This window comes from Neoaquamicrobium microcysteis (genome assembly GCF_008180155.1).
GTDB lineage: Bacteria > Pseudomonadota > Alphaproteobacteria > Rhizobiales > Rhizobiaceae > Aerobium > Aerobium microcysteis.
Genome location: NZ_VSZS01000048.1, coordinates 1 through 24,393, shown reverse-complemented (window position 1 = coordinate 24,393; position 24,393 = coordinate 1). Strand labels below are relative to the sequence as shown.

Below are 24,393 nucleotides of genomic sequence, written 5' to 3'. Positions count from 1 at the left end.
CGCAACAGATTCGTTCCGGCAAGGTTGCGCAGCCCGGTCGGGCGCGTCGGTTAAGATCCCGGCTTTAGCTTTGAGAGCGGTTCTTGAAGCGCCAGTATTCGGTACCGGTCTCGATGATCTCGCAGTGGTGGGTGAGGCGGTCGAGCAGCGCCGTCGTCATCTTGGCATCGCTGACGACGGCGGGCAATTCGCCGAAGGCGAGGTTGGTGGTGACGATGATCGAGGTCCGTTCGTAGAGCTGGCTGATGAGGTGGAAGAGGAGCTGGCCGCCGGTGGGCGAAGGGGAGATAACCGGGCTCGTTGAGCACGGCGAAGTCCAGCCGGGTGAGGTAGTCGGCGTTGCGTCCCTGCTTGCCAGAGTGGTGCTCGGTCTCGAGCCGGTTGACCAGATCGACGACGTTGAAGAAGCGGCCGCGGGCGCCACTGCGGATGAGTGCGCGGGCTATCGCGATCGCCAGATGCGACTTGCCGTTTCCGGTGCCGCCGATGAGCGCGGCATTGCGCTAATCGGCGACGAAGGCGCCGGTAGCGTGGTCGCGGACCAGGGTCTGGTTGACGCGCGTGTCGGCGAAGTCGAAGGCGTCTATGTCCTTGGCCAGTGGCAACTTGGCGACGGTAAGTGCCGCGACCCTCTATCGAGCCGAGTAGCGGGCTTCTTGCGAGCGGGAGGCACTTGCTCTGACTCGCCCTCCAACGAGCGAGAAGATGACCCGGAAGCGGCTGGGATATCTACCCTAAATTGACTCTCATAATGCTCAACGTGCTGCGCAAGAATGCGGATGAGCTTCATTCCCAAACGCAAATGACCAAGCTTTCCGCTTGCAACCAAGTGGCGCACCTGCCGTTCTGAACCCATCCAGCGGATCGCCAGCATTTTCGGAGTCAACACTGGAGGTATGTTGTCCGGCCCACTCATTTAAACCATACCCAGCTTTCAAGACTCGACAGTCCCGACTGCAGCGTACATTATTTATTGGGTTTTGGGGTTGACGATGTTGCGTAGCTTGGGCGCTTTGCTGGCTGTGTTTACCGTGCTGTTCTGCGGCGCGGCCCGAGCTGACCTAGGGTCCAGACTCATAACCAGTAGCTGACGGTTGCCGCGATGCAGATGGCGGCCAGGAAGTTGGTTGCAAGCCTGTCATAGCGGGTAGCGATGCGACGAAAGTCCTTGAGGCGGCAAAACATGCGCTCGATGGCGTTGCGGTCGCGGTAGAGATAGGGCGAGAAGCAGTTCTTCCACTTCCGGTTTGCCTTCGGCGGTATGTTGGCAAAGGCGCCGCGCTCCTTGACCTGACGACGGATGGCGTCGCTGTCATAGCCTTTGTCAGCGTTCAGAAGAGATGTCGACGGCATCCGCTGGATGAGCACTTCGCCGGCCTTGCAGTCGGCGACATGGCCTCCGGTCAGGAGGAAGGCAACAGGCCTGCAAAGTTCATCGGTCAGGGCATGGATCTTGGTGGTGCGGCCGCCGCGCGATCTGCCGATTGCCTGGTTGAGTTCCCCTTTTTTCCTCCCGCCGCACTGCGATGGGCTCGGACGGCAGAGGAATCGATGAGCAACTGAGCAGGTGGACCACCGGCATTGGCCAGGGCGTGGAATATGGAGCTCCATATCCCTTTGGCTGCCCAGCGCTGGAAGCGGTTGTAGAGTGTCTTCCTCGGACCGTAGACGGAAGGTGCGTCAACCCAACGCCCTCCGCTTTTGATGACATGGATGATGCCGCTGATCACCCGCCGGTCATCCACGCGAGGCTTGCCACGGGTGTCGGTGGGAAGGTGCGGTCTCAGCTTCGCGAACTGCTCGTCGGTCAGCCAGAATTGATCCCGATTCATCGCTGTCCTCCTTTCGGAGGCCGTGAATCATATCAGGCCGCGTGACGGAACCCCTTTATGGGTCCGGACCCTAGTTTACCATCCCGAACAAATGCCAGACGGAGCCTCGTTTCTCATCGTGCGAGGCGACTTTTCGAGCGATGACGACCTGACAATCTTCTCCAGCACCGTGCGACAGCATGCCCCCGCGTTTCTAGTCTTTGACTCAAATGGGGGGAATGTGATGAAGGCTATGGAGCTTGGTCGTTTAATCAGAGCGCTCGGGCTGAACGCCATCCAGATCAGGGGGTTGGAATGCGCGTCGGCATGCGCCCTCGCCTTTCTAGGAGGCGTCGAGCGATCGGCGGAACCAGGTTCCATTGGCGTCCATAAGGCATCGTTCACGCCTGGTGCATTTATCAGCACGGATGATGCAGTCTCGGCCGTGCAGGAACTTACGTCGCAGACCATCAGGTACATGATCGAGATGGGCGCAGATCCAGCGTTGCTTGAACTGTCTCTGCAGTACGAGCCCGATGATATCCGCTATCTCTCCCGCAGCGAAATGGAGCGGCACCGTGTGGTTACCACCGTCAGGGATGATAGCACGCCGGTCGCCCAAGCTCCCACCGCCCCTCCGCCAGCACCAACGCAGCAAGCGCAGCCGCCTCTGGACTTGAGCATCCCGACAGCACTCAGCGGTCGCGTACTGCATCCAAAAGGGGCCGCGCCAATCAAGTCGGATACCGAGGCCAAAGCATCCGATCTTGTTACTCTGAGAAACGGCGACAGGGTTGCGATTCTTGGAACCCAGGACCGGTGGTATCGAGTACGAGCCGATAACCGGACGGGCTTCATGCATCACACTTGGGTGTTTGTAGACCAGTTCAATGCCGCGCCATTTGGTCAGCGGCACGTTCAGGTGAAGAGTGTTCGCACCATTCCAGAGGCAGCGGCCGTATTGCAAACGAGCGCCATCCCGCTCTCGGTCTACCTTGCAACGAACGGATGGTTCGCCATCACGCTCGAAGGCACATATGACCAGACAAGGGCAACGGCTCTGCTTCAGGCTCACAAGACCACTGGCGGGATACCCGACGACTCGTTCATGACATACGGCACTACGTACGCTCGCAAGATCTGTTGCGATTGAGGAAGCATTTGCGCGAGACGCAAGATAGCTACCATTACCCGTTGCGAGTGCCTGTAGACAGACGCGAAGTCAGATCTGGACTCTGCTCAAGTTTCCCGCCATGATTGTGATGGGGATTTGGGGGAAATTCATGAAATCGATCTGCTTTGCGCTTGGCGCAGCCGTCCTTCTTGGAGGCTGCGCAAGTCGTTCGAATGAAATTCAGGCAAGTTATGTTTCGCCACTGATGTATCAAAGCCTCGACTGCGAGCAGCTCCAAGGTGAAGCTCAACGGGTGTCCCAACGGGCGATGGCAGCGGCGGGAGTTCAGGACAAAAAGGCAGGGCAGGACGCGGCTGTAATGGCCGTAGGGCTTGTTCTGTTCTGGCCGGCCTTGTTCTTCACCAGCGGTGACGGCGCAGCCGCAGCGGAGGTCGGCAGGCTCAAGGGGGAGATGCAGGCAATCGAGACTGCTTCGACGGCGAACGGCTGTGGAATCGTATTCGAGAAAGCGCCTCCGCCGAAGCCCGTCGTGGCCTCAAATTCCGACCGTTAGCTCAGCGGACGCCTTCATGAGATTTCTGACAGCACTACTCGCCGTCCTAATGCTGGCTTCCGTATCGACTGCTTTGGCGCATGGTGGCGGCTGCCGCAAGAGTTCGCCCCTTGGCCAGTGCTGCCACGCTGACAACAGCAACGGCGGGCGGGTTCACTGCCACTGATGCTGGCAGGTCTCTTTGCCGCAACTGTGCTTTCCTGCTCCACGCTCGTGGCAGTCGACGGCGACACGATCCGCTGCGGCACGGAACGCATGCGGGACATGGGACCGGGCAGCCCGAACAAGTCCGGTTACGATGCGCCCGAGATCGGCAATGCAAAATGCCAGAAGGAGCGCCTGTTAGGGGAACAGGCAAAGCTGCGACTGCAGGAACTCTTGGACCAGAGTGGCACGCGCGTCGAGGACAGTGGCAGGCGGGACCGATACGGCCGCCCCCTTGTCGTCGTGAGGCTCGCAAACGGGATGACGGCCGGCGAGGTGTTGATGCGCGAGGGTTATGCCGTCCTATGGGTGCCGGGATATCGCGCTGACTGGTGTGGGTAAAATCGCAGTCTGGGGAGGGCTTAGGGCATGGCATTCAAATTTCGTCAGGCAATGAAGATCGCGCCGTGTCTCAGGCTGAACGTGACGCATCGCGGCGTCTCTGCGCGTGTTGGCCCCAAGGGGGCGGGCTACACTGTGAACGCCAGCGGCAAGCAGCACATCAGCGCCGGCATTCCCGGCTCAGGTATTCACGTGAGCGAGCAGATTGTACCAGCTCGCAACCGCCGGAAGGTGCAATGGGAGGAGCCCACCGGGGAAGAGGCCCCTCCTCCATCGGGCAACAAGCTGGCTTATACGCTGATCGGGCTAGCGGTGATCGGCGGGCTTGTGTGGCTATTGTTCTGAGACGGCAGAAGCTCGTTCGGTCGTTTCGGAGGATTACCAGGTGAAGGTCCGGATCGACGAGTTCTTCGGCGGTCCCACTGCGGTGCTGGGCGATACCGGCAGCGGCACGTTGTGCACCGTCGCGTCGATCCTGCAGCAGCTGTTCGAAAAGCCCAAGGAGCATCATGCGCGTGGCGCAACCTTCGTCGTCCTCGATGTGAACGGGGAATACCATCAAGCGTTCGGCGGGTTGGATGCCGGGGGTAATCGGCATCGGCCGCCTGATCCTAGACGGGACCGCCGCCGCCGACCGGTTCCGCATTCCGCACTGGTTCCTCGATCGGTCCGAATGGGAACTGCCGCTGCACTCGAGCGAGAGGATGCAGATGTCAATCCTGCGCATGGCGCTTGGACTGGCAACGCTGTTCGGTGATGCCGCCAATTAGCAATTGAACGACATCCGCAACCACATCCTCGCCAAGTGCATCACCCAAATCCTGTCCGACGAAACTCCGCCCGGCGCGAAGGAGACGCGCATTTTAGGGATCCTCCAGCGCTTCCGCATCGATCAGCTAAACTCCGGCACGATAGGCGGAATGGTCCATGTCCACTTCGGCAACATAGGCAACATTGAGGCGGCCTTGGCCTACCTAATTGGTGACGACGGTCATGGCGGCTACACGATCGCCGACTTCAAGCTGCCTTACTATTGAAACAGCCCTTTCGACTTCGAGGCACTCGGCGACGCGATCGACCTAGCGCTGCTGTATGAGGAGGCGCACGGCAACCGCCAGATACGGGTTTATTGCTCGCAGATGGTGACGCGCTTCAAGGCGTTGCTGGAGCGGCAGGACTATGCCTTTGTCCGTCACTCGGCGGCGGGCGCGACGAAGCACACTGCGCCCTTCCTCGCGCGGTTGCTGGGTTCGACACCCCAGCAGGTTGGCCACGTGAAGGCGTCGCAGGTCGTGATAATCGACATGAACGCCGTCGAGGACGAGCTGGTCGAGCTCGTCATTGCGGTACTCGCGCGCATGATCTTTCGACTATTGCGACAGGCGGATCCGCGCAATCGTTTCCCGGTCCACCTGCTGCTTGAGGAAGCGCACCGCTACCTCTCAGCGACGCCATCCCGATTTGCGCTGGATGCCGGTCAGTGTCCGAGCGCACAGCTAAGGAAGGACGCAAATATGGCCTGTTCCTCATGGTCGCGTCCCAGCGGCCCAGTGAACTGTCGAAAACGGTGCTGTCGCAGTGCACAAATTTCGTCGTGCACCGCATCCAGAACCCGGACGACCTGTCGCAGATCCGTCAGGCGGAATTGGGGGCGCAAAGCCGACGTCGACGGGTTGGCCAGGAAATCACTTCCTGAGCTCCGGGGCACCACGACTTGATGTCAGCTTTGCGCCCCCATACAGGCCGTTCGACTGACCCTTGACACTTCCCGAAAGCCGACATTGCCTATGAAGTAGCCAGGCGCCAGCCGATTACTTCGGTGCATATGTTCGAATCCCACACGGCCCGCCACTTCGGTCCGCTTCTGGGCACGCCAATCGCCGCCGGTGGCCGCACGTTCTCCGTAAAAAGCGTTCTCAGCAGTTCCGTCTTCGATCCCATGATGCGAACGGCATCGTCAGCGACCTCAACTCGTTGCGCCAGTGCCCGCAGGTGATCCCGCCGATAGCCGCCCTCACGGTTGCGGATACGATCGCGGGCAACTTTCGAAAAGCGACGTATCATCTCGGCGCTGATGGCAGAGTGACCGGGACTATCGAGCATCGCTTGTGCGCGGTCGGCATCCACACGAGCCTGGTCGCGGATAACCTTGAGACCAACGATCCGCTCCTTCAGCGCCGGATCTTCCAGATCGGCTACACCTGCCTCGATAGCATCGTATAGCCTCTTCAGTCGCAGTTCCGATTCTGTAGCCCGTCGTTCCAGCTCATCAATGTGTTGTTTTCGCCGCTCAGCCTGTTCAGAGCGGCGGCCGAGAACGCTGCCAAGGAGGTCCTCAAGCCGTTCTGGATCAAGCAGCCGATCTTCGATGTGGTTGACGACCATGGTGTCGAGCTTGTCCATCGGGATCGCTCGCCCCCTACAACCCGTTTCGCCCTGCCGGGCCTTTATGGAGCAGGCATAGTAGCGGTAGCGGCCGCTTTTTCCGGTGCGGATGGTCATGGCTCCCCCGCAATTGCCGCAATAGCAGATGCCGGTCAGCAAGGTCGGCCCGATGACCACGCGAGCTGGCAGTTCGGTCTTGGGGTTGCGCGCCTGTAGCAGCGCCTGAACCTGATCGAACGTTTCGCGCTCGATGATCGCCGGAACAGGCACGATGACGATCTCACCCGGTGAGCGCGCATCGGTATGCTTGCTGCGCTTTCCCCACTCGTGTTCACCGACATAGGTGCGGCGCGTCAGAACGCGGTGAACCTGACCGATGCCCCAACGGCCCCCATCACGGGTGAAGATACCCTTGGTGTTAAGATATTTGACGATGGCCTTCACGCCCATCTGGCCACTATCGCCAACGCCTTCCAGCGCGAGCCGGTAGATCAAGCGGATCGTGTCGGCATGCAACGGGTCGATCTCCAGCTTTTTCTTGGTCTTGGCCCCGCGCTGCTCGGCACCCACGACCCGATAACCAATCGGTGGCAGCGAACCATTCCAGAAGCCCTGACGGGCATTTTCCTTCAAGGCGCGGGTGACGTGCTTGGCGTTTTCCTTGGATTGATATTCATCGAACAGCGCCATGATCTGCCGCATCATGACGTGCATGGGATCATCGCCCATTTCCTGAGTGATGGAGACCAGCTTGATGCCATTCTTGGCGAGTTTCCTGACGTAGAACTCCAGCTCGAAGTGATCGCGGAAGAACCGGCTGAACGAATGGACTACGACAATGTCAAAGGGCGCAGGCTTGGACGTGCTCGCTTCGATCATACGCTGGAACTCAGGCCGGCGGTCGTTGGTCGCCGAGGCACCGGGCTCAACAAAGGTCTCGACAAGCTGAAAGCCGCGCGCTTCGCACCAGGCTTCGCCCTGCCGCTTCTGGTCGGGAATGGAAACATCGTGTTCGGCTTGCCGCGTGGTCGAGACACGCAGATAGAGAGCGGCCCGCACGGCAATGGTTGGCGATTTAGCATTCATTTGCGGGCTCCTTTCGTCTTGCGGCGTTCCACCAATGGCAGGACCAGCTCTACTCGGTCATGGATGAGCCTAGGCACCAGCCTGAGCCCCTTGCCCTTCTCCATGCGGACAAGGCCATAGGCCGCCATGGTTTTAAGTGTTCGGGACAGGTTTGACTTCGCGCGCCCCGTGATCTGTGCCAGTTCCTCCAGCGAATCCGGCTCCTGTTCACGAATTAGGCGGAGCAACTCGCAATTGGCTGGTGAGAGGAGCTTCGCGAATGACATGGTCGAAGCAAACCACACTGTTCGCTCGCCGGGCGTGGGCTTTTCCTCACCCTTGGCGATCCGCATGGTTCTCGCTCTCATTTCCTCTGGGTCGGCAATACCGACCTTCAATGTTGACATGGCATCGCCCGATGATCCGGTTAAGGCTTTTCGTTATCATAATACGATAACCTTCTTAAGTCATCGGGCAGATCGATCGGGCCGAACATCTCGTCGAACACATCGCCGAACCAACGCTCGAAGACCTTAATCTCGGCCTCGGTGATCGGTACGTTCTCCGGCCAGTCGTCGATTACGGGGAGCTTCTCCACGTCGAAGACATGAGACGGACTGCCGCCCGACGGGCTGATGCGCGGCGCGGGATCGTCTTCATAGTCGTAGAGATCGTCGGGGAGAGTTCCATGGGCTGGCTGTCTTAGGCTGCCTCTTTGGACGCGGCGGTGCTCTGCGCACATGGTATCCTCCTGATTCTGGATGCTTCCGAAGAGCTCAAGTCTCGGAATCAGGCGAACCATGGAGGGGAGACGGCGGCCTGTAGCGTGCCGCATGTAGAAGGATGCGCGAACGGCACCCCTCTGTTACGCTATGCGTTAGAAAAAATGGCGTTCATCAACGTTCGCGAACAAGGGGAAGCGGTATTCTAGCGGCAGCGTGGCTTCGGTTCTTTAACGGGCGATCCGTTCGGCACGATTCTGATGGAGCAGTCGATTGGATGCCTTGGCTTGACGAAGCCTACAAGCCGTAGCGGCAGGACATTCTATCATGGGCAGGATGGTTTAGCATGATCAGCTCGTGGCCAAGCGCGCACCCGCCGCTGACTTTATCTTTGGTCGACTCAAGCCGCCTTATCGATAGCCGTGGGAGCAGAACGGCTACGCTTTTTAGCGTAAAGCTCGTTGTCGGCGCGGGAGATCATTTCCCGGAACGTAAGCTTCGGATGGCATTTCTGCATCCCAACGGAGAATGAAAGCGGATAGTCCAGCCCTGTTTTGCGGAGGAATTCGTTTCGGGCGGCGGATCCGACCTGTGTCACCAGTTGGTTGACTGTGTTTGCGTCAGCCTTTGGCAGATAGGCGCAAAACTCGTCACCACCGATCCGCGCGATGAGGCACTCATCACCTAGTACCAGTTCCAATGCCTGCGCGAACGAGATGATAGCGTCATCTCCTACAAGGTGCCCATGTTCGTCGTTTATCGCTTTAAGGTAGTCCATGTCGGCAATGATGAACTTGCCGCCCGCGCGATGGGCCATTGCAAGATTGAATTGTCGCTCGAAACTGCGTCTGTTGAGAAGGCCCGTCAGCGGGTCGGTGCTGGCGCATTTTGCGAGTTCTCTCGCTTCTTTCAGCAGGCTGCGGTAGGCTTTCTCAAGTTTCTCGATTTTGGCAAAGAGCATGATAGCAATCGGAAACGCGATGATGAACGGCAATATGAGCCGTACGATGATCGTGATCGTGTCCGACTGGACACCTAGGTAGAAACGGATCCCCGTAGAGACGGATATCGAAATCGCGGCACATATGATGGTCACGATGGCGGACTTCTTCAGAACACCTCTCGATGGGAAAGCCACCATCATTCTCCTAAATGAGTTAGAACCTGCCGCTTGTTACAATATTTTGGTGTCGGGGCAGCTAATGGTATATCTACAACTTGAGCGAAAGGCTGGGCGACGACGGGCGGGAGTATCCCGCAATCTGGCGATAGCGACAGCCACATGGGTTCGCGCCTCCAGCCAGTCGCTTGCCCGCCCGACGGAAAATGCAGAACTCCACCGCCAGATCAGCTTGCGTCCAGCGGAGGATGGCGTTCAATGGCTCAGGCCCGCGGCTATCATGCCCGCACCTCCTGCCGCTGGAACACGACATAGGCGAGCGTGAACAGGACCAGCATCGCGGCGATCAGGCTGGAGATCTGGGGCCAGACGATCAGCAAGCTCTGCTTGGTCGGCAGCGGTGCGCCGATCACCGCGCCCTGCATCTGGTGCATGAATAGCGGTCCGACGGAGCGCGCGGCCGGATCGAGCAGCAATCCGGTCACCTCGCCATAGAGTGTCTGCGGCGAGATGCGGGCAATCGCCTGCTGCCACTCAAAGCGGTTGAGCACGCTCATCGGATCAAACGGGTCGATCGGCGCGACGATCCCCGCTACCAGCGGCGAGATCATGCCCCAGAACACGGTGAGCACCAGCCACACCGACAGAGCCGCCAGCGCCGAGGTGGCGGGCGAGCGGATGACGGTCGAGAATGCGATCGCAAGCGCCAGCCAGACGCCGGCATAGGCGAGCGTCGCGGCAAGCCAGAACACGCCGCGTACGATATCCGCGCCGGAAGGCGGCAGGCCGAGGAAGAGCATGCCGAGCCCGACCATCATAAGCCACAGCGTCAGCAATGCGATGGCGATGACCAGCAGTCCGCCGAGGAACTTTCCGAACAGCACCGCATCGCGATAGATCGGCTGGGCAAGCAGCCGGCTCATGGTACGCCGGTTGAACTCGCCGTTGATGGCGTCGAAGCCGAGCGCGACCGCCACCAGCGGCAGCAGGAACCCGAGGAAGGCGGCGAAGGACGGCAGCGGCTCACGCGCCACGGTGAACAGCTTGAGGAACAGGTAGGCGTCTTGCGCCGTCGTGTCGCGGATGCGGTCGATGGCGCCGTAGACCGCGCCGACGGCGGTGAGCAGAACCAGCAACATGATGAGATGCATGCGGGCGCTCGTCATGTGGTCGGCCGCTTCCTTGAGCGCCACCGTGCCGACACCCCTGAACGGAGATCCTTCACGCCGCATTGGCAACCTCCCTGAAGTAACGATTGTAGGCTTCGTCGAGGCGCGCTCGGCGCAGGTCGAGGTTCTTCAGCCTGCCGCCCGCCTCGACCACGAGTTTTGCGAGATCGGACCGCACATCGCGCGTGGCCTCGACCTGCCAGAGGCCGTGGGACGCGGATGCAACCGATGTCACGCCGTCGGTCTCGCCCGCGAGTTGACCGAGGTCGATCCCATCCGCCTCAACATCGATGACGAAGGAACCGCGCCCGAGCCTCGCGGCCAGTTCCTCGATCGTGCCGAAGAAGCCGATGCGGCCCTTATTGAACAGCGCCACGCGGCTGCAGATCGACTGCACCACGTCGAGCATGTGCGAGGACAGCAGAATAGTCATGCCGCCGCGCGACAGATCGAGAATGAGGTCGAGCAGCTCCTGCGTCGATTGCGGATCGAGGCCCGAGGTCGGCTCGTCGAGGATCGCTATCCTGCAGTCGCGCATCAGCAGTTCGGCAATGCCGAGGCGCTGACGCATGCCGCGCGAATAGGTGGTGACCGGCCGGTCGGCGGGGACGCTGAGCCGCACCTTCTCGAGTGCTGCCGCGATGCGCTCCTTCGCCAGTTCGCGCGACATGCCAGCGAGCTTCGCCGTATAGGCGAGGTTCTCCCTGCCGGTCATCATGTCGTAGAAGCCGACCGAGTCTGGCAGGTAGCCGACCTCGCGCTTGACCTCCAGCGGCCGGCGCAGCGGGTCCTTGCCCAGGATGCTGACGCTTCCCTCGCTCGCTTCCGTGAGGCCGAGCAGCATCAGGATCGTCGTGGTCTTGCCCGCGCCGTTGGGACCGAGCAGGCCGATCACCTCACCCTGGTTGACGGAGAGGTCGATGCCGGCCACGGCGACGGCGTCGCCATAGCGCTTGGCAAGGCCCTTCGCTTCGAGAACGACCGTGCTCATCGCCGCCCGTACCTCATTACTGCGCCCCCCAGCACCAGCGCGGCGACGGCGATCACGCCAAGCCCTGCAGCGCCCCACAGCGTCGAAGTCCTGACGGTGACGCGGAACTGCACGTTTTCGGAGACGGTGTCGTTGGAGGCCCGCACCGACACCATGTAATCGCCGGCGATCGCCTGTTCAGACGGGGTGATTTTTACATTGACCTCGCCGGTGGAGTTCGGCGCGATCTGGGCAACGTCCTGCGGCTCGAACGCGACGGTCCAGCCGGAGGGCGGCGTGGCGGAAAGCTCGAGGTCGGTCGCGGGGGCGGTGCCGGTGTTGACGAGCGTGAAGGTGAAGCTTGACTCCCTGCCGGCCACCGCCTCGCCCGACAGGCGCTCCTGCGGCCCGACGATGGCGACCTGCGGTTCACCCGTCACGTCAAGACTGAGCTGCGTGGTCCCAGAAAGCCCTTCGCCGGAAACCTCGAACCCGGCTTCATAGCGCCCGGCTGCGACCCCACGCGATGGGATCACCTCCATCGTGACCGTCTCGGTTGCGCCGGCGGCGATGGGCAGGCCGGTGATCTCTTCCGAGCCATAACCCTTCTTAAAGCGTGTCTGGAAGCCGGCCGGCACGCTGGCTGTCAGATTGAACAGCCCGTCTTCCGCGCCTTCGTTCTTCACCTTGATCTTGAAGGAGAAGGTCGAACGCGCGGTGCCGCGCAGTGCTGGCAATTCGGGCTCAAGCGAAAGGCCGGATGCGACCTCCTCGGTTTCCGACACGCGAACCACAAGCGGCAGGGTCACCGTCTCAGTTGCGGTAAGGGCGCGGACCTCGATGGCGTGTTCGCCGTCGGTGGAAGCGTCTTCTGGCGGGGTGAGTTCGAGCGTCAGCCGCTCGGTCGAATCCGGCGAGACGATCGCTGCCTTCACCTCCCGGCCGCCGCCCTTCAGCGTCCACGCCCAGCCTTCCGGCACGCCCTGCACTTCGATCGTGGCGCGCTGGGGCGGCAGCTTTTCATTTCGCAGCGACAGCGAAACCGAAAGCGTTTCGCCCGGCTTGATGGTCATCTCGGGCCAGGACGTCGTCAGCCAGAAGCCGCTGAGTTCGGCAGATTGCTGCGCTGAAGGGTTTTCCTGTGCGCCAAGTGGCAGCGGCGCCATCAGCATTGCGCCGAGCGCGGCTGCCATCAATGTTGTGGTGAATGTCCTCATCATGTTCTCCCGTATTCACAACGAACAGTCAGCAAAGCGGAAGGCGCGCCCTAACGAACGACGAGCAGGAGCCGCGCCCCTCCGCGGAAGAGATCGAGCGCGATGGTGCCGCGTGTTTCGCCGAGCAGCCGCGTCAGTTCGGCCACGGTCCCGACCGGTCGGCGGTTGACGGCGACGATGACGTCGCCAGTGCGCACACCGGCCTGTGCGGCGGGACTGCCCGGAGCCACGTTGGCGACCAGCACGTTGCCGGACGCATCCTGGAAATCCGCACCGGCCAGACGGCCGGGCATGGCTCTCGCAGAGGCGCGCGAGGGACCTGTTTCGCCATTCACCGTCATGGTGGCGGTCTGGCGGATGCCCTCGCGCAGATAGGCGATCTCCACCCGCGAACCCGCAGGCGACAGGCCGATGCGGTTGCGCAGATCGGCCGAACCAGAGATTTCGCGTCCGTCGACGGCGACGATGATGTCGCCCGCCTGAATGCCTGCCTGCTCGGCGGGCGAGCCGTCTTCCACGCTGGCGACGACCGCGCCAAAGCTGGCATCGATGCCAAGAGCCTCGGCAAGGTCGGGCGTGAGGTCCTGGATCGAGACGCCGATGCGTCCGCGCCGGACCTCGCCATGCTCGATTAGCTGCGTCATCACCGCCGACGCCATGTCGATGGGGACGGCAAAGCCGATGCCGACATTGCCGCCGGCCGGTGCGATGATCGCGGTGTTGATGCCGACAAGCTGGCCGTCCGCCGTCACCAGCGCGCCGCCCGAATTGCCGGGATTGATCGAAGCGTCGGTCTGGATGAAGTCTTCATAGCCTTCGACGTTCAGCCCACTACGGCTCAGCGCGCTGACGATGCCGGAGGTAACGGTCTGGCCGAGCCCGAACGGATTGCCGATGGCGACCACGCTGTCGCCGACGCGCAGACGCGACGGATCGCCCAGCCGCAGGGCAGTCAGGTTTGACGCATCGACCCTGAGCAAAGCGATGTCGGTCGCCTTGTCGCTGCCGACCAGTTCGGCAGTGAAGCGGCGGCGATCCTTCAGCGTCACCGCGATCTCGCTCGCGCCGTCGACGACATGGTGGTTGGTGAGAATGTAACCCTTGTCCGCGTCGACGATGACGCCGGACCCGGCGCTCATGCGGGGCCTTTGCTGCGGCATCTGCGGCAGGTCGAAGAAGCGCCGGAAATAGGGATCGTTGAAGAGCGGGTTGGTTTCGGCAGGTGCGCGGGAGGTGACCGCGATGTTGACCACCGCGGGTGTGATCTTCTCCAGAACATCGGGCAACGAACGCTCGACAAGCCCGCCGGATGCCACATCCTGTGCGGCAGCGGGCTGCACGGCGCCACCGGAAAATGACAATGTAAGGCACGTGACAAGGATGGCGGCAATCTGCGTGGCGCGAGGCAGGCCGATGGACATTGTCGATCTCCCGATATTTTTCCTTCGTGTTGGATGCGACGATCCCGTCGCGCCGGAAGAGATCCTCCGCCGCCGGTCCTTCGCGCGTCTGGTGCGATTGGAGATGAACCCCGCCCGGAGGCGAGGTTCCTGGATTATTGCGGCCGGCCGCCTCTCGACAGGGCCGACACCTGCGCCGCCGCATGGAACATCAGCGCGGAGGCCGCCGTGCGCCGATCCCATCCAGCCATCACGAGCCTGTCGAGCAGGGTTTCGATCAGCGGGGCCAGTGCCGTCCGCGCCTCCGCATCGTGCGACAGGAACTCGGACGGGGGATGATGCGGCACAGGTACATGGTCAAAGTCTGGCATGAGGCTCATGTCAGTCTCCGATCTATGCTTTGCTCCTGACCGCTCCCGACATGGGAGCGGTCACTTTCAGCGCGAGATGGTCAGAAGTCCATGCCGCCGGCGGGCATCGCCGGGGCGGCTTCCTTCTTCGGCTTCTCGGCGATCATCGCCTCGGTGGTGACGAGCAGGCCGGCGACCGAGGCGGCGTCCTGAAGCGCGGTGCGCACCACCTTGGCCGGGTCGATCACGCCCTGTGCGAAGAGATCGCCATACTCGTCGGTCTGGGCGTTCCACCCGTAAGCAAAATCGGGCTTCTCCCGCAGCTTGCCGACGATGATCGAACCTTCGGCGCCGGCATTTTCGGCGATCTGGCGCACCGGCGCCTCGATGGCCCGGCGCACGATCTCGACGCCGTGCTTCTGGTCCGGGTTCTCGGTCTCTATGGCATCGAGCGCCTTCTGCGCACGCAGCAGCGCCACGCCGCCGCCCGGCAGGATGCCTTCCTCGACCGCCGCGCGGGTCGCGTGCAGAGCGTCGTCGACGCGGTCCTTCTTCTCCTTGACCTCGACCTCGGTCGCACCGCCGACGCGAATGACGGCAACGCCGCCGGCGAGCTTGGCCAGCCGCTCCTGAAGCTTCTCGCGATCGTAGTCGGAGGTGGTCTCCTCGATCTGCGCCTTGATCTGCTTCACGCGGCCTTCGATCTCGGCCTTTGAGCCGGCGCCATCAACGATGGTGGTGTTCTCCTTCTCGATGACGACCTTCTTGGCCCGGCCGAGCATCTCCAGCGTGACATTTTCCAGCTTGATGCCGAGATCCTCACTGATCGCCGTGCCGCCGGTAAGGATGGCGATGTCCTCCAGCATGGCCTTGCGGCGGTCGCCGAAGCCCGGCGCCTTGACGGCCGCAACCTTCAAGCCACCGCGCAGACGGTTGACGACGAGCGTGGCCAGAGCCTCGCCCTCGACGTCCTCGGCGATGATGACCAGCGGCTTGCCGGACTGGACGACCGCTTCGAGCACGGGAAGCATGGCCTGAAGGTTGGAGAGCTTCTTTTCATGGATAAGGACATAGGGATCCTCGAACTCGACCCGCATCTTGTCCTGATTGGTAATGAAGTAGGGCGAGAGATAGCCGCGGTCGAACTGCATGCCCTCGACCACCTCGAGCTCGGTCTCGGCGGTCTTGGCTTCTTCGACGGTGATGACCCCCTCATTGCCGACCTTCTGCATGGCTTCGGCGAGGAAGCGACCGATCTCGGAATCGCCATTGGCCGAGATGGTTCCGACTTGGGCGATCTCGTCATTCTTCGAGATCTTCCGCGCATTGGCCTTGAGTTCGGCGACAACCGCATCCACCGCCTTGTCGATGCCGCGCTTCAGATCCATCGGGTTCATGCCGGAGGCGACGGCCTTGGCGCCTTCCTTGACGATGGCCTGCGCCAGAACAGTCGCGGTTGTGGTGCCGTCGCCGGCAAGGTCGTTGGTCTTCGACGCCACTTCGCGGACCATCTGGGCGCCCATGTTCTCGAACTTGTCCTCAAGCTCGATCTCCTTCGCGACCGACACGCCGTCCTTGGTGATGCGCGGCGCGCCGAACGACTTGTCGATGACGACGTTGCGGCCCTTCGGCCCGAGCGTCACCTTGACGGCATTGGCGAGAATGTCGACGCCGCGCAGCATCTTCTCGCGGGCTTCGGTGTTGAACTTGACTTCCTTGGCAGCCATTGGATCACTCCTTCAATAGGCAGTTTTCATTGACTGGTTGATGATCGAAGAATCCGTCAGGCGGCCTTCTTCAGCGTCGCGGTCTGCTCGATCACGCCCATCACGTCGCTTTCCTTCATGATGAGCAGGTCTTCGCCGTCGAGCCGGATCTCGGTGCCGGACCATTTGCCGAACAGAATACGGTCGCCGACCTTTACGTCGAGCTCAATGATCTTGCCCGCATCGTCGCGGGCACCGGGGCCGACGGCGATCACTTCGCCTTCGCTCGGCTTTTCCTTGGCGGTATCGGGAATGATGATGCCGCCTGCGGTTTTCTCGTCGGCTTCGATGCGGCGAACCAGGATACGGTCATGCAATGGACGGAACGTCATATCGTTCTCCTCAAGGACAAACAGATTTTGAGAGGTCCCTCCGCTCCGGCCCGGTGAGAGCCGGAGCGGGGCCGCGCAACCCTTGTCGGCGTCACGCGCGTATCGATCTGGTTTTGACGATTTTCGATTTCAAGAGGGGAATGCAAAATTTTTGGCACTCGCAGCCGTTAACTGCTAGTGCGATGTAATCGCAGCCGAAATTGACACCATTGAGCATCCGGGCACTTGAAAAATTCGCTCGATTGGCCGAACTTCCTTCTGTGCCGTGCCGGGAGGTGCGGTCCGGAGTCCTGATCGAAACGGAGTTTTTGGAACGGCTGAAACGGAAGGAGGACAGCGATGCGCCGAGCCGATTTTTCGACGATCATTCCCTCTCTCGCGCCACGAGCCGAAGACATTGCGCTCGACCGGCTCCTGTCGCCGGCGCGCCACTACAGGCATCCCGAGGATGTGCTGCGCGACGACACGCTCGAACGCAGCGAAAAGCGCGCCATTCTCTCGTCATGGGCATCCGACGCATGCGCGGTCGAATCGATGCCCGCACTGCGCCAGCCGCCGGGCGCGGAAAGCCCCATCCCATTCGATGTCATTATGGATGCGCTGCGGCGTCTTGATCACGGCGACATCGGGGCGGACGATGCCGTATGCGGATCCGCAGACCATCACCATCGTCTTCACGCATGAAACGACAAAGGAGAGACATATGCCAGCGATCGTCAGTCGTGAATTCCGGATGCAGATGGAAGGCTACGGCCTGACCACAGCCGAAATCCACTATCGTCTTCCAGATCACCCGAGCCTGTTGCAGGTCTATGTCTGGCAGGATTACGATCTTGCCCCGAAGTTTCCCGAACTGCGCGGCTTTCTCGACTACTGGACCGAGACGCTGGAGGGCGCGCTGCACTCCGTGCGCGTCGCCCACCATCGTCTGATCCAGCCCTCAGAATGGAAAGCCGTCGACGGGATCATATCCGTTCACTGAAGCCCGGCGGGAATTACCTGATAGCTACCGAGAGTACCCCGAACTCGCGTGCGTCGTGCTCCCTGAACGAGGCCCGCTCGCATTGCAGCCTTCATGAAGCTCCGGCGTGCCTCCTTCGCAGAGCGCCATCCATCGAGTGCGTCCCGACAGGCAGCAACGGCATTCCGCCAACGCCGTCCACGTGCCCAGTCCGGCCATTCGCGCTCGAGGCATTCCAGTGCTTCAAAACCTGTCGCCACCTTTCGGAGGCCAGTTTTTGGCATGCGCAGAATTACGGGTTCGTTGAACACGACATCAGACATCACTTCCTCCTTGTTTTCTGATCGTCTTTTGAGAGCAAGTAACTGATCGTTCTGTACGATCTCTTGTGATCTGGGCATACCGACGTGCTTCTTCAACCCTCCATCCGTAGCTCAGTCCACGCCGTCATCATCAGGGTCAAGCAGATCGATGAGTTGGCTGACGCGTGTGTCCGGGAGCGGTCGCCCTTCGCCCATCAGCGCCTCGTCATTGTTAAGCCAGTTCCACGCTTCTCGAAGTTCATCAACACTCGCTCCGGTTGCGATAAGCCCCGCCGCCAGATCGTCGTCTATGGAGCCGAGCACTGAAACGATCTCGTCATAGGTCATGGCAGGTCTCCATTCCTTTTACCAACCAACTCATCAGATGGTGGAGTTGTTCTCAATTTCCAACAGTCTGAAATCGCTGTGGAAATTTTCTGCCGTCACCCTCTTGAAACTCTGAAATGAAGGAACCAGATCGATTGTGCGCCGCTGCCACTACGGGGCGGCGCCGGCCAAAAGCCGCACAATCTTGTACCCATGTTGCTTCAAGGAGGATGTGGCTATGAGAACCACTTTCGATTTTTCTCCCCTGTTCCGGTCGAGCATCGGCTTCGACCGTCTGGTCAATGCGCTGGAGGCCGCCAGCCGCGTCGAGAGCATCGACAACTGGCCGCCCTATGACATCGCAAAGACTGACGAAGACGACTACCGCATCACCATGGCGGTGGCCGGCTTCAGCGAAGACGAGCTTTCCATCACGCAGGAGCAAAACATGCTTCTCGTGGCGGGCAGCAAAACCACCGACGAGAATGCGCAGTATCTGCATCGCGGCATTGCCGGACGCTCGTTCCAGCGTCGCTTCCAGCTCGCCGACCACGTGCGAGTTGAAGGCGCGACTCTCGTCAACGGCCTCCTGACAATCGATCTTCGGCGTGAGATCCCGGAGGAGATGAAGCCTCGTCGGATTGCGATCTCGTCGCAGGAGAAGACGATGCAGATTGAAGCCTCTTCGCACACCAACGAGCAGATCGCAGCCTGACGCTTTTGTCAGTCTACGGATCGCCAGCGCCGGGCCACGCGTCCGGCGCCATCGGCGAAGCTGTGTCCAATTGTTCAGAACAGAAGGAGAATAACCATGAACGTACGTGACCTGATCCCCTGGGGCCGTGACACGAGCAGCAATCAGGCTCCCGCTGCCTATCGTGAAGAGGACCGCAGTCCGTTCCTGTCGCTGCACCGGGAAGTCAATCGCCTGTTTGACGATGTCTTTCGCTCATTTGATCGAAACCTGCCAGCTTTTGACTCTCTGGCCTCCTTCGGACGGGGGTGGCCGAGCGTCGAAATCTCCGAGACTGAAAAGGAGATCCGCATAACCGCGGAAGTGCCAGGTCTGGAGGAAAAGGACATCGAACTGGTTCTGGATGACGGTGTGCTGACGCTGCGCGGCGAAAAGCGATCTGAGACCGAGGACAAGGAGAAGCAGTTCTCGGAACGCTTCTACGGCCGTTTCGAGCGCCGTATCCCGGTTGGAAGCGAAATCGTCGAGGACAAGATAGACGCCAGGTTCAGAAATGGCGTGCTGAGCCTCGTGCTTCCCAAGACCGAAAAGGCTCAGTCGCAGGTAAAACGCATAGCGATCAAGAGCTGACGAGGGTTTCGGCGCCGGCGGGTTCGTTGCGCCCGTCGGCGTCGATCTTCACCAATCACGGAGGAAGAACCATGAACATTGCTGCAAGAAGGACATCAATGGCAGATGGTCCTGTCGACCGGCCCGTGCCGGGAGCCAACGACAATCGTCGCACGATGCTGTCAATGGGACGCTCCTTATTCCCCAGCGATGCCGTGGCCCGGATCTACCGCCCATCTCGCTCGGCGACTACCAGTGCTCCGTCGCGCGATCAATGGAAGCTCGTGTTCGAGGCGCGCAGCCCGTCTTTTATCGAACCGCTCATGGGCTACACCGGCAGCCGGGACACACTGAAGCAGGTCGAGCTTAAGTTCCCGACGCTGGCGTCTGCGATCCGTTACGCGCAGCGGCAGGGTCTTTGCTATGTCGTGGACGTACCAAAGGATAAGGCTAGGATTACCATGGATAAGTCGGGAGAAAAGCGAAACACATTCTCCGATGCGACGCTCGGCAAGCTTGGCCTCGCCGGGCTTTCGGACAAGTACCGTCGGGCCATGTCGAATGACGCCAATCGCAATGATGGGGATGGCGGCTGGGCCTCGCCGATAGATGTCGTGACTGACAACCGGCTCCCCCTTGATGCGAGGCGGTCGATCCTGATGAACTGGGCCTGGACCGAATTCCTGATCGATCAGGCCACCAACGAGGGCATGCCTGAGAACGGCCGCCCCTCGCGCCTTGATGAGGTCGAGCAGGCGTTGCTCGCTCTCGAAAGAGGCGTGGATGCCCAGTCGGCTGGTCGGGGGCATCTCGAAGCAGCATGAGGTGATTCCATGGATCCATTTGTCACGATCGATGCACAAAAGGTTCTGCCTAACAGGTTCGGGCTGGCTCTCGCGGGGGCCATGCGTTGTAGAGCGCTGAGGCGGGGCGATGAGCCTCGACTGGCGCTGGAAGGAATGACAACGCAGGATCTTGCGCTGCATGAGATTGCTGCGGGTGCTTTCACCGATGCGGAGCTTGCTCCGTTCCGTATCGGACAGCAGCCTGTGGGGCGTCTGCGCGCTCCACATCAGCAGTTGGGTGCCGGCTTCCCATCTCGTGACACCGGCACCTGCGTTCCGCCCGACAGGCGGACCGCTCATTGACGACGCATCAAACCGGAAAGGAGGAAAACGATGCTGAAGACATTCGAAAACCGCTCTGCCTTTGATGTTGTGAATATTGCCGCCGGCCTCGGACTGGCCATAACGCCATGGATTCTGGGTTATGCGGCTCTAACGACTGCGGCCTGGAACGCATGGCTTGTAGGAGCGGCGATCGCCGTTGTTGCATGCATTGCGTTGTTCGCGTTCAGCGAATGGCAACAGTGGGTTAACACGGCGTTAGGCGTCTGGTCGGTCGCGGCGCCATGGGTGTTGTCATTCTCGACCAACAGCAGCGCCACGATCTCCCATGTCGTCGTCGGCCTGATCGTGGCTGCTGCTGCGGGCTACAGCCTTTGGAACGGCTCCGACAAACCGTTCTCAACGGCCTGACCGAGGGGCCCGGCTCTGCCGGGCCCTTTCACGTTGATCTGCCTCAAACGAGGACAGGGTGGTCTGGCTAAAGTGATGTCGGTAGGGCGGCGTGCCCCACGCAGATGCATGGCGATAGAGAATGGACAAGAAGACGCAGTTCAATATCTGGTACTGGATCGCGGCCTTTCTCGGCCTGATGGTCTTCCAGTACCTCTTCGCGGCGGCGACGCAAGTCGCGCAGATTCCCTACAGCGAGTTCCAGACCTATCTTACGCAGGGGCGCATCGCCGAGGTCGCCGTCTCCGACCGGTTCATCCAGGGTCGCTTCACCGAACCGGTGGACGGCCGGCCGATGTTCATCACCACCCGCGTCGAGGCCGATCTGGCGCGCGATCTCCAGCAGCACGACGTTGTCGTCACCGGCCAGATCGAGAGCACCTTCCTGCGCGACCTCCTGTCGTGGGTGGTTCCCGTCGCGCTGTTCGTCGGGTTGTGGATGTTCATCCTCAGGCGAATGGGCGGCGGCATGGGCGGCGGCCTGATGCAGATCGGCAAGTCCAAGGCCAAGGTCTATGTGCAGACGGACACCGGCGTGACCTTCGCCGACGTCGCCGGCGTCGACGAGGCCAAGGCCGAGTTGCAGGAGATCGTTGATTTCCTGAAGGACCCGAAGGAGTACGGCCGGCTCGGCGGGCGAATGCCCAAGGGCGTGCTTCTCGTCGGCCCGCCCGGCACCGGCAAGACGCTGCTCGCCAGGGCAGTGGCCGGCGAGGCGGGCGTGCCCTTCTTCTCCATCTCCGGCTCCGAATTCGTCGAGATGTTCGTCGGCGTCGGCGCCGCGCGCGTGCGCGACCTGTTCGAGCAGGCGCGTGCCAAGGCGCCGGCCATCATCTTCATCGACGAGCTCGACGCGCTCGGCCGCGCCCGCGGCATCGGTCCGATGGCCGGCAGCCACGACGAGAAGGAGCAGACGCTCAACCAGCTTCTGGTCGAGCTCGACGGCTTCGACCCGTCGAGCGGGCTGGTGCTGCTCGCCGCCACCAACCGGCCGGAGATCCTCGACCCGGCGCTGCTGCGCGCCGGCCGCTTCGACCGGCAGGTCCTGGTCGACCGGCCGGACAAGCAGGGCCGCATCGCCATCCTGCATGTCCACATGAAGAAGGCAAAGCTCGCGCCGGATGTGTCGCCGGAGCAGATCGCGGCGCTGACGCCCGGCTTCACCGGCGCGGACCTCGCCAACCTCGTCAACGAGGCGACGCTGCTCGCCACCCGCCGCAAGGCCGACGCGGTGACGATGGAGGATTTCAACAACGCCATCGAGCGCATCATCGCGGGGCTGGAGAAGCGCAACCGCCTGCTCAACCCCAGGGAGCGCGAGATCGTCGCCTATCACGAGATGGGCCATGCGCTCGTCGCCATGGCGCTGCCGGGCGTCGATCCCGTGCATAAGGTGTCGATCATCCCGCGTGGCATCGGCGCGCTCGGCTACACCATCCAGCGTCCGACCGAGGACCGCTTCCTGATGACGCGCGAGGAGCTTGCGAACAAGATGGCCGTGCTGCTCGGCGGCCGCGCCGCCGAGTGGATCGTCTTCGAGCATCTTTCCACCGGCGCGGCCGACGACCTCGTCAAGGTCACCGACATCGCCCGCGCCATGGTCACGCGTTACGGCATGACCGAACGGCTGGGCCATGTGGCGCTGGAGAAGGACCGCCGCTCGTTCCTGACCACGGACCAGCCCTATTACGGGCCGCAGGAGCGCGACTATTCCGACGAGACCGCGGCGGCCGTAGACGAAGAGGTCAAACGTATCGTCGAGGAAACGTTCGGGCGTACCGTAGCGCTGCTTCAGGAACGCCGCGAAATCCTTGAGAAATCGTCGAGACTGCTGTTGGAGCGCGAGACTTTAGACGAGGAAGAGTTGCGGGAAATTCTGAGAAAAGATGTTAAGAGCAGGAGCGGTAATTGATCTGAGGAAAATTTGATTATCTATTGCGACTGTCTTTTCGACGCAGATATCATTTCTTTTTGGGCGTCTGTAAACTGGGGAGAAATTGGTTAAAAATACGCTAAAAAGAAGCTTCGAAATGTCTAGCTTTAATCGGCAGGCAGGCTCTCGTCGCCGGAGCTGCAACCTAATAATCTTTAACCCTCGTGTTGTTTCGTTCGATTGCCAATTCTGTGATGTTGATTCGCTCGGCACGATCCTAACGCCGTCGGGCGACGGCTCGCCGGGCCTTTGCGAACCCCCGATCCGTGGCGATGAATCGCTCCAGCATGGGCACGATCAGCCTGACGGGATCGGCGGCTGGCTGGCCGCTCTCGCGGGCCAGCACCTCGGCGTAGGCGGTCAGATCGCGGTGAAGCGGCGCGGGTAGCTCCACCGTCACCTTCACGGGCTTGTCGTCGGGAAGCGGGCCGAGTTTCAGCTTGGTCATGGTCAACCTCCTGCCGGCTCAAATACAAGGTCGCGCGTGACGATGATTCTGACCGGGAAGCCGGGCCGAATGGTGAGAGTCGGCGCAACCTGCAACTGGCGCTGCACGATCTGTTGCCCTGCCTGATTGATGGTATCCTGCGCCCCGTCGCGGAGGGCACGGATCAGCCGGTCCTCGTCGCTGGTCGCCAGCTCCGTGCCCGCTGCGAGAAGCGTGGACAACCCTGCCGCCTTCATCAGATCCCACCAATGATAATCGACGCCATCCTCAAGCCCGGCGTAGCCGCTGGCGTCCGCGCCCGGCAGGCGCTCAAGGACGATGGAGCGACCGCCCGGCAGGATCAGGCGATTCCACACCAAGAGCACCCTGCGCTGGCCGAAGGTCACGCCGTCATCGTATTGACCGATGATGCGCGTCCCTTGCGGGATCAGGAGCAGGCTGCCGGTCGGGCTGTCATAGACGTTCTCGGTCACTTGCGCCGTGATCTGGCCCGATAGGTCCGAGCGGATGCCGGTGATGAGCGCGGCCGGGATCACGGCCCCGGCCTGAAGGACGTAGGGCGATGCCGGCGACGTGACGCGATCCGTCGAAACCGTCTGCCGGTCCACGGGTCCATTGAGGAAAGCCGCGTGCCGGTCCTGCGTCGCGGGCTGTCCGCCGAGGCCAAGACCGGCAAGGCCGGGCATGGCCGTCCCTGCCGGCGCTCCTGTGCGCGGGCCGAACTGGAAAAACACGTTGCTCAACCGCGCGGCTTCTTCCTCGGCGCGGCGGCGTTCTTCCTCGGGATCGACGGCGGGCGTTACTATTGCGGGCGGCGCAACCGGCTGGCCCCGGTTCTGCGCGTCGAGGATGGGGCGGCCAAGGTCGCCCGGCAATGCCGGCCCCAAGACGTGGCCTGCCCCTATGAGGTGGTCCGGTTTCAGTTTTAATGCATGATCGGCTTTCCGGCCATTGCCTGTGCAGATGGTGGTGCCGTTCTACGGTTCGGCGCCGGCCAGATG

General features: G+C 61.5%; 28 protein-coding genes and 4 pseudogenes. 15 read left to right on the top strand and 17 right to left on the bottom strand.

All coding sequences use genetic code 11. The annotated features are described in order from the left end of the window. Window positions 1–64: 64 nt before the first annotated feature. Window positions 65–620 (bottom strand): annotated as a pseudogene (locus FY036_RS01330) (ATP-binding protein); the annotation flags it as partial. Between the two features lie 520 nt (window positions 621–1,140). Continuing rightward, window positions 1,141–1,832, bottom strand: a pseudogene (locus FY036_RS01325) (IS5 family transposase); the annotation flags it as partial. Window positions 1,833–2,055: 223 nt separating this feature from the next. Here FY036_RS01325 and FY036_RS01320 point away from each other — a divergent pair. The 8 genes and pseudogenes from FY036_RS01320 to FY036_RS24050 all read left to right on the top strand — a co-directional run bounded on the left by FY036_RS01320 (window position 2,056) and on the right by FY036_RS24050 (window position 5,741). Then, window positions 2,056–2,964, top strand: a complete 909-nt coding sequence (locus FY036_RS01320; RefSeq protein ID WP_148912911.1) for an SH3 domain-containing protein — start codon at window positions 2,056–2,058, stop codon at window positions 2,962–2,964. A 130-nt stretch (window positions 2,965–3,094) separates the two neighbouring features. Beyond that, on the top strand, window positions 3,095–3,499 hold the full coding sequence (locus FY036_RS01315) for a hypothetical protein (protein WP_148912910.1): 405 nt from the start codon (window positions 3,095–3,097) through the stop codon (window positions 3,497–3,499). 165 nt (window positions 3,500–3,664) lie between these two features. After that, entirely contained in the window at window positions 3,665–4,045 is a 381-nt protein-coding gene (locus FY036_RS01310; RefSeq protein ID WP_148912909.1) for a thermonuclease family protein, read from the top strand. A 27-nt stretch (window positions 4,046–4,072) separates the two neighbouring features. After that, window positions 4,073–4,390: a DUF4236 domain-containing protein gene (locus FY036_RS01305; protein WP_148912908.1), complete on the top strand. Its 318-nt coding sequence runs from the start codon at window positions 4,073–4,075 to the stop codon at window positions 4,388–4,390. Further along, window positions 4,371–4,610, top strand: a pseudogene (locus tag FY036_RS24180) (helicase HerA domain-containing protein); the annotation flags it as partial. The gene FY036_RS01305 and the pseudogene FY036_RS24180, both read left to right, overlap by 20 nt. Window positions 4,611–4,623: 13 nt before the next feature. Continuing rightward, window positions 4,624–4,815: a hypothetical protein gene (locus FY036_RS24060; protein ID WP_235897444.1), complete on the top strand. Its 192-nt coding sequence runs from the start codon at window positions 4,624–4,626 to the stop codon at window positions 4,813–4,815. Between the two features lie 3 nt (window positions 4,816–4,818). Continuing rightward, window positions 4,819–5,082 carry a hypothetical protein gene (locus tag FY036_RS24055; protein ID WP_235897439.1) on the top strand — a complete coding sequence of 88 codons (264 nt, stop codon included), beginning with the start codon at window positions 4,819–4,821 and terminating at the stop codon, window positions 5,080–5,082. A 443-nt stretch (window positions 5,083–5,525) separates the two neighbouring features. Beyond that, window positions 5,526–5,741 carry a hypothetical protein gene (locus FY036_RS24050; RefSeq protein ID WP_235897437.1) on the top strand — a complete coding sequence of 72 codons (216 nt, stop codon included), beginning with the start codon at window positions 5,526–5,528 and terminating at the stop codon, window positions 5,739–5,741. Between the two features lie 89 nt (window positions 5,742–5,830). Here FY036_RS24050 and FY036_RS01295 read toward each other — a convergent pair whose 3' ends face one another. The 11 genes from FY036_RS01295 to FY036_RS01245 form a co-directional block, all read right to left on the bottom strand. Next, window positions 5,831–7,516 (bottom strand): recombinase family protein, encoded by a 1,686-nt coding sequence (locus tag FY036_RS01295; RefSeq protein WP_148912907.1) that lies wholly within the window; start codon window positions 7,514–7,516, stop codon window positions 5,831–5,833. Next, window positions 7,513–7,902, bottom strand: coding sequence for an HVO_A0114 family putative DNA-binding protein (locus FY036_RS01290; RefSeq protein WP_148912906.1), 390 nt, complete (start codon window positions 7,900–7,902; stop codon window positions 7,513–7,515). Before FY036_RS01290 ends, FY036_RS01295 begins: the two co-directional genes overlap by 4 nt. Window positions 7,903–7,922: 20 nt before the next feature. After that, window positions 7,923–8,237 carry a hypothetical protein gene (locus tag FY036_RS01285; protein ID WP_148912905.1) on the bottom strand — a complete coding sequence of 105 codons (315 nt, stop codon included), beginning with the start codon at window positions 8,235–8,237 and terminating at the stop codon, window positions 7,923–7,925. A gap of 380 nt (window positions 8,238–8,617) precedes the next feature. After that, window positions 8,618–9,355 (bottom strand): GGDEF domain-containing protein, encoded by a 738-nt coding sequence (locus FY036_RS01280; RefSeq protein ID WP_328593091.1) that lies wholly within the window; start codon window positions 9,353–9,355, stop codon window positions 8,618–8,620. A 260-nt stretch (window positions 9,356–9,615) separates the two neighbouring features. Further along, on the bottom strand, window positions 9,616–10,569 hold the full coding sequence (locus FY036_RS01275) for an ABC transporter permease (RefSeq protein WP_148912904.1): 954 nt from the start codon (window positions 10,567–10,569) through the stop codon (window positions 9,616–9,618). Then, window positions 10,559–11,497 carry an ABC transporter ATP-binding protein gene (locus tag FY036_RS01270; protein ID WP_148912903.1) on the bottom strand — a complete coding sequence of 313 codons (939 nt, stop codon included), beginning with the start codon at window positions 11,495–11,497 and terminating at the stop codon, window positions 10,559–10,561. The genes FY036_RS01275 and FY036_RS01270 overlap by 11 nt, the downstream gene beginning before the upstream one ends. Beyond that, window positions 11,494–12,693 (bottom strand): COG1470 family protein, encoded by a 1,200-nt coding sequence (locus FY036_RS01265; RefSeq protein ID WP_148912928.1) that lies wholly within the window; start codon window positions 12,691–12,693, stop codon window positions 11,494–11,496. The genes FY036_RS01270 and FY036_RS01265 overlap by 4 nt, the downstream gene beginning before the upstream one ends. 50 nt (window positions 12,694–12,743) lie before the next feature. Then, on the bottom strand, window positions 12,744–14,114 hold the full coding sequence (locus tag FY036_RS01260; protein WP_148912902.1) for a DegQ family serine endoprotease: 1,371 nt from the start codon (window positions 14,112–14,114) through the stop codon (window positions 12,744–12,746). 134 nt (window positions 14,115–14,248) lie between these two features. After that, window positions 14,249–14,473 carry a hypothetical protein gene (locus FY036_RS01255; protein WP_148912901.1) on the bottom strand — a complete coding sequence of 75 codons (225 nt, stop codon included), beginning with the start codon at window positions 14,471–14,473 and terminating at the stop codon, window positions 14,249–14,251. Between the two features lie 71 nt (window positions 14,474–14,544). Continuing rightward, entirely contained in the window at window positions 14,545–16,170 is a 1,626-nt protein-coding gene (gene groL / locus FY036_RS01250) for a chaperonin GroEL (RefSeq protein WP_148912900.1), read from the bottom strand. A gap of 56 nt (window positions 16,171–16,226) precedes the next feature. Next, window positions 16,227–16,541: a co-chaperone GroES gene (locus FY036_RS01245; protein WP_122066815.1), complete on the bottom strand. Its 315-nt coding sequence runs from the start codon at window positions 16,539–16,541 to the stop codon at window positions 16,227–16,229. A gap of 339 nt (window positions 16,542–16,880) precedes the next feature. Between FY036_RS01245 and FY036_RS01240 the strand changes: the two genes are divergently transcribed. Both FY036_RS01240 and FY036_RS01235 read left to right on the top strand, forming a co-directional pair. Beyond that, window positions 16,881–17,225 (top strand): hypothetical protein, encoded by a 345-nt coding sequence (locus FY036_RS01240; protein WP_201744670.1) that lies wholly within the window; start codon window positions 16,881–16,883, stop codon window positions 17,223–17,225. A gap of 19 nt (window positions 17,226–17,244) precedes the next feature. After that, window positions 17,245–17,523 carry an usg protein gene (locus FY036_RS01235; RefSeq protein ID WP_091523882.1) on the top strand — a complete coding sequence of 93 codons (279 nt, stop codon included), beginning with the start codon at window positions 17,245–17,247 and terminating at the stop codon, window positions 17,521–17,523. Here FY036_RS01235 and FY036_RS01230 read toward each other — a convergent pair. Together FY036_RS01230 and FY036_RS01225 are read right to left on the bottom strand one after the other, a co-directional pair. Then, complete coding sequence (locus FY036_RS01230) at window positions 17,517–17,825, bottom strand: DUF982 domain-containing protein (RefSeq protein WP_148912927.1); 309 nt, start codon at window positions 17,823–17,825, stop codon at window positions 17,517–17,519. The two genes, FY036_RS01235 and FY036_RS01230, sit on opposite strands and share 7 nt — an antisense overlap. Before the next feature lie 111 nt (window positions 17,826–17,936). Next, complete coding sequence (locus tag FY036_RS01225; protein ID WP_148912899.1) at window positions 17,937–18,152, bottom strand: hypothetical protein; 216 nt, start codon at window positions 18,150–18,152, stop codon at window positions 17,937–17,939. 217 nt (window positions 18,153–18,369) lie between these two features. Here FY036_RS01225 and FY036_RS01220 point away from each other — a divergent pair, with 217 nt between their 5' ends. The 5 genes from FY036_RS01220 (at window position 18,370) to ftsH (ending at window position 22,923) form a co-directional block, all read left to right on the top strand. Beyond that, window positions 18,370–18,846: an Hsp20 family protein gene (locus FY036_RS01220; RefSeq protein ID WP_122066811.1), complete on the top strand. Its 477-nt coding sequence runs from the start codon at window positions 18,370–18,372 to the stop codon at window positions 18,844–18,846. 96 nt (window positions 18,847–18,942) lie between these two features. Then, window positions 18,943–19,455 carry an Hsp20/alpha crystallin family protein gene (locus FY036_RS01215; protein WP_148912898.1) on the top strand — a complete coding sequence of 171 codons (513 nt, stop codon included), beginning with the start codon at window positions 18,943–18,945 and terminating at the stop codon, window positions 19,453–19,455. A gap of 98 nt (window positions 19,456–19,553) precedes the next feature. Then, window positions 19,554–20,258: an NADH dehydrogenase ubiquinone Fe-S protein 4 gene (locus FY036_RS01210; protein ID WP_148912926.1), complete on the top strand. Its 705-nt coding sequence runs from the start codon at window positions 19,554–19,556 to the stop codon at window positions 20,256–20,258. A 354-nt stretch (window positions 20,259–20,612) separates the two neighbouring features. Beyond that, window positions 20,613–20,972: an SPW repeat protein gene (locus tag FY036_RS01200; RefSeq protein ID WP_148912897.1), complete on the top strand. Its 360-nt coding sequence runs from the start codon at window positions 20,613–20,615 to the stop codon at window positions 20,970–20,972. Window positions 20,973–21,093: 121 nt separating this feature from the next. Next, on the top strand, window positions 21,094–22,923 hold the full coding sequence (gene ftsH, locus FY036_RS01195; RefSeq protein WP_148912896.1) for an ATP-dependent zinc metalloprotease FtsH: 1,830 nt from the start codon (window positions 21,094–21,096) through the stop codon (window positions 22,921–22,923). 238 nt (window positions 22,924–23,161) lie between these two features. Here the strand turns inward: ftsH and FY036_RS01190 are convergent, their stop codons facing one another. Then, window positions 23,162–23,392 carry a DUF2274 domain-containing protein gene (locus FY036_RS01190; protein ID WP_148912895.1) on the bottom strand — a complete coding sequence of 77 codons (231 nt, stop codon included), beginning with the start codon at window positions 23,390–23,392 and terminating at the stop codon, window positions 23,162–23,164. A gap of 2 nt (window positions 23,393–23,394) precedes the next feature. Next, window positions 23,395–24,288: pseudogene (locus FY036_RS01185) on the bottom strand (TrbI/VirB10 family protein); the annotation flags it as partial. Window positions 24,289–24,393: the final 105 nt, after the last annotated feature.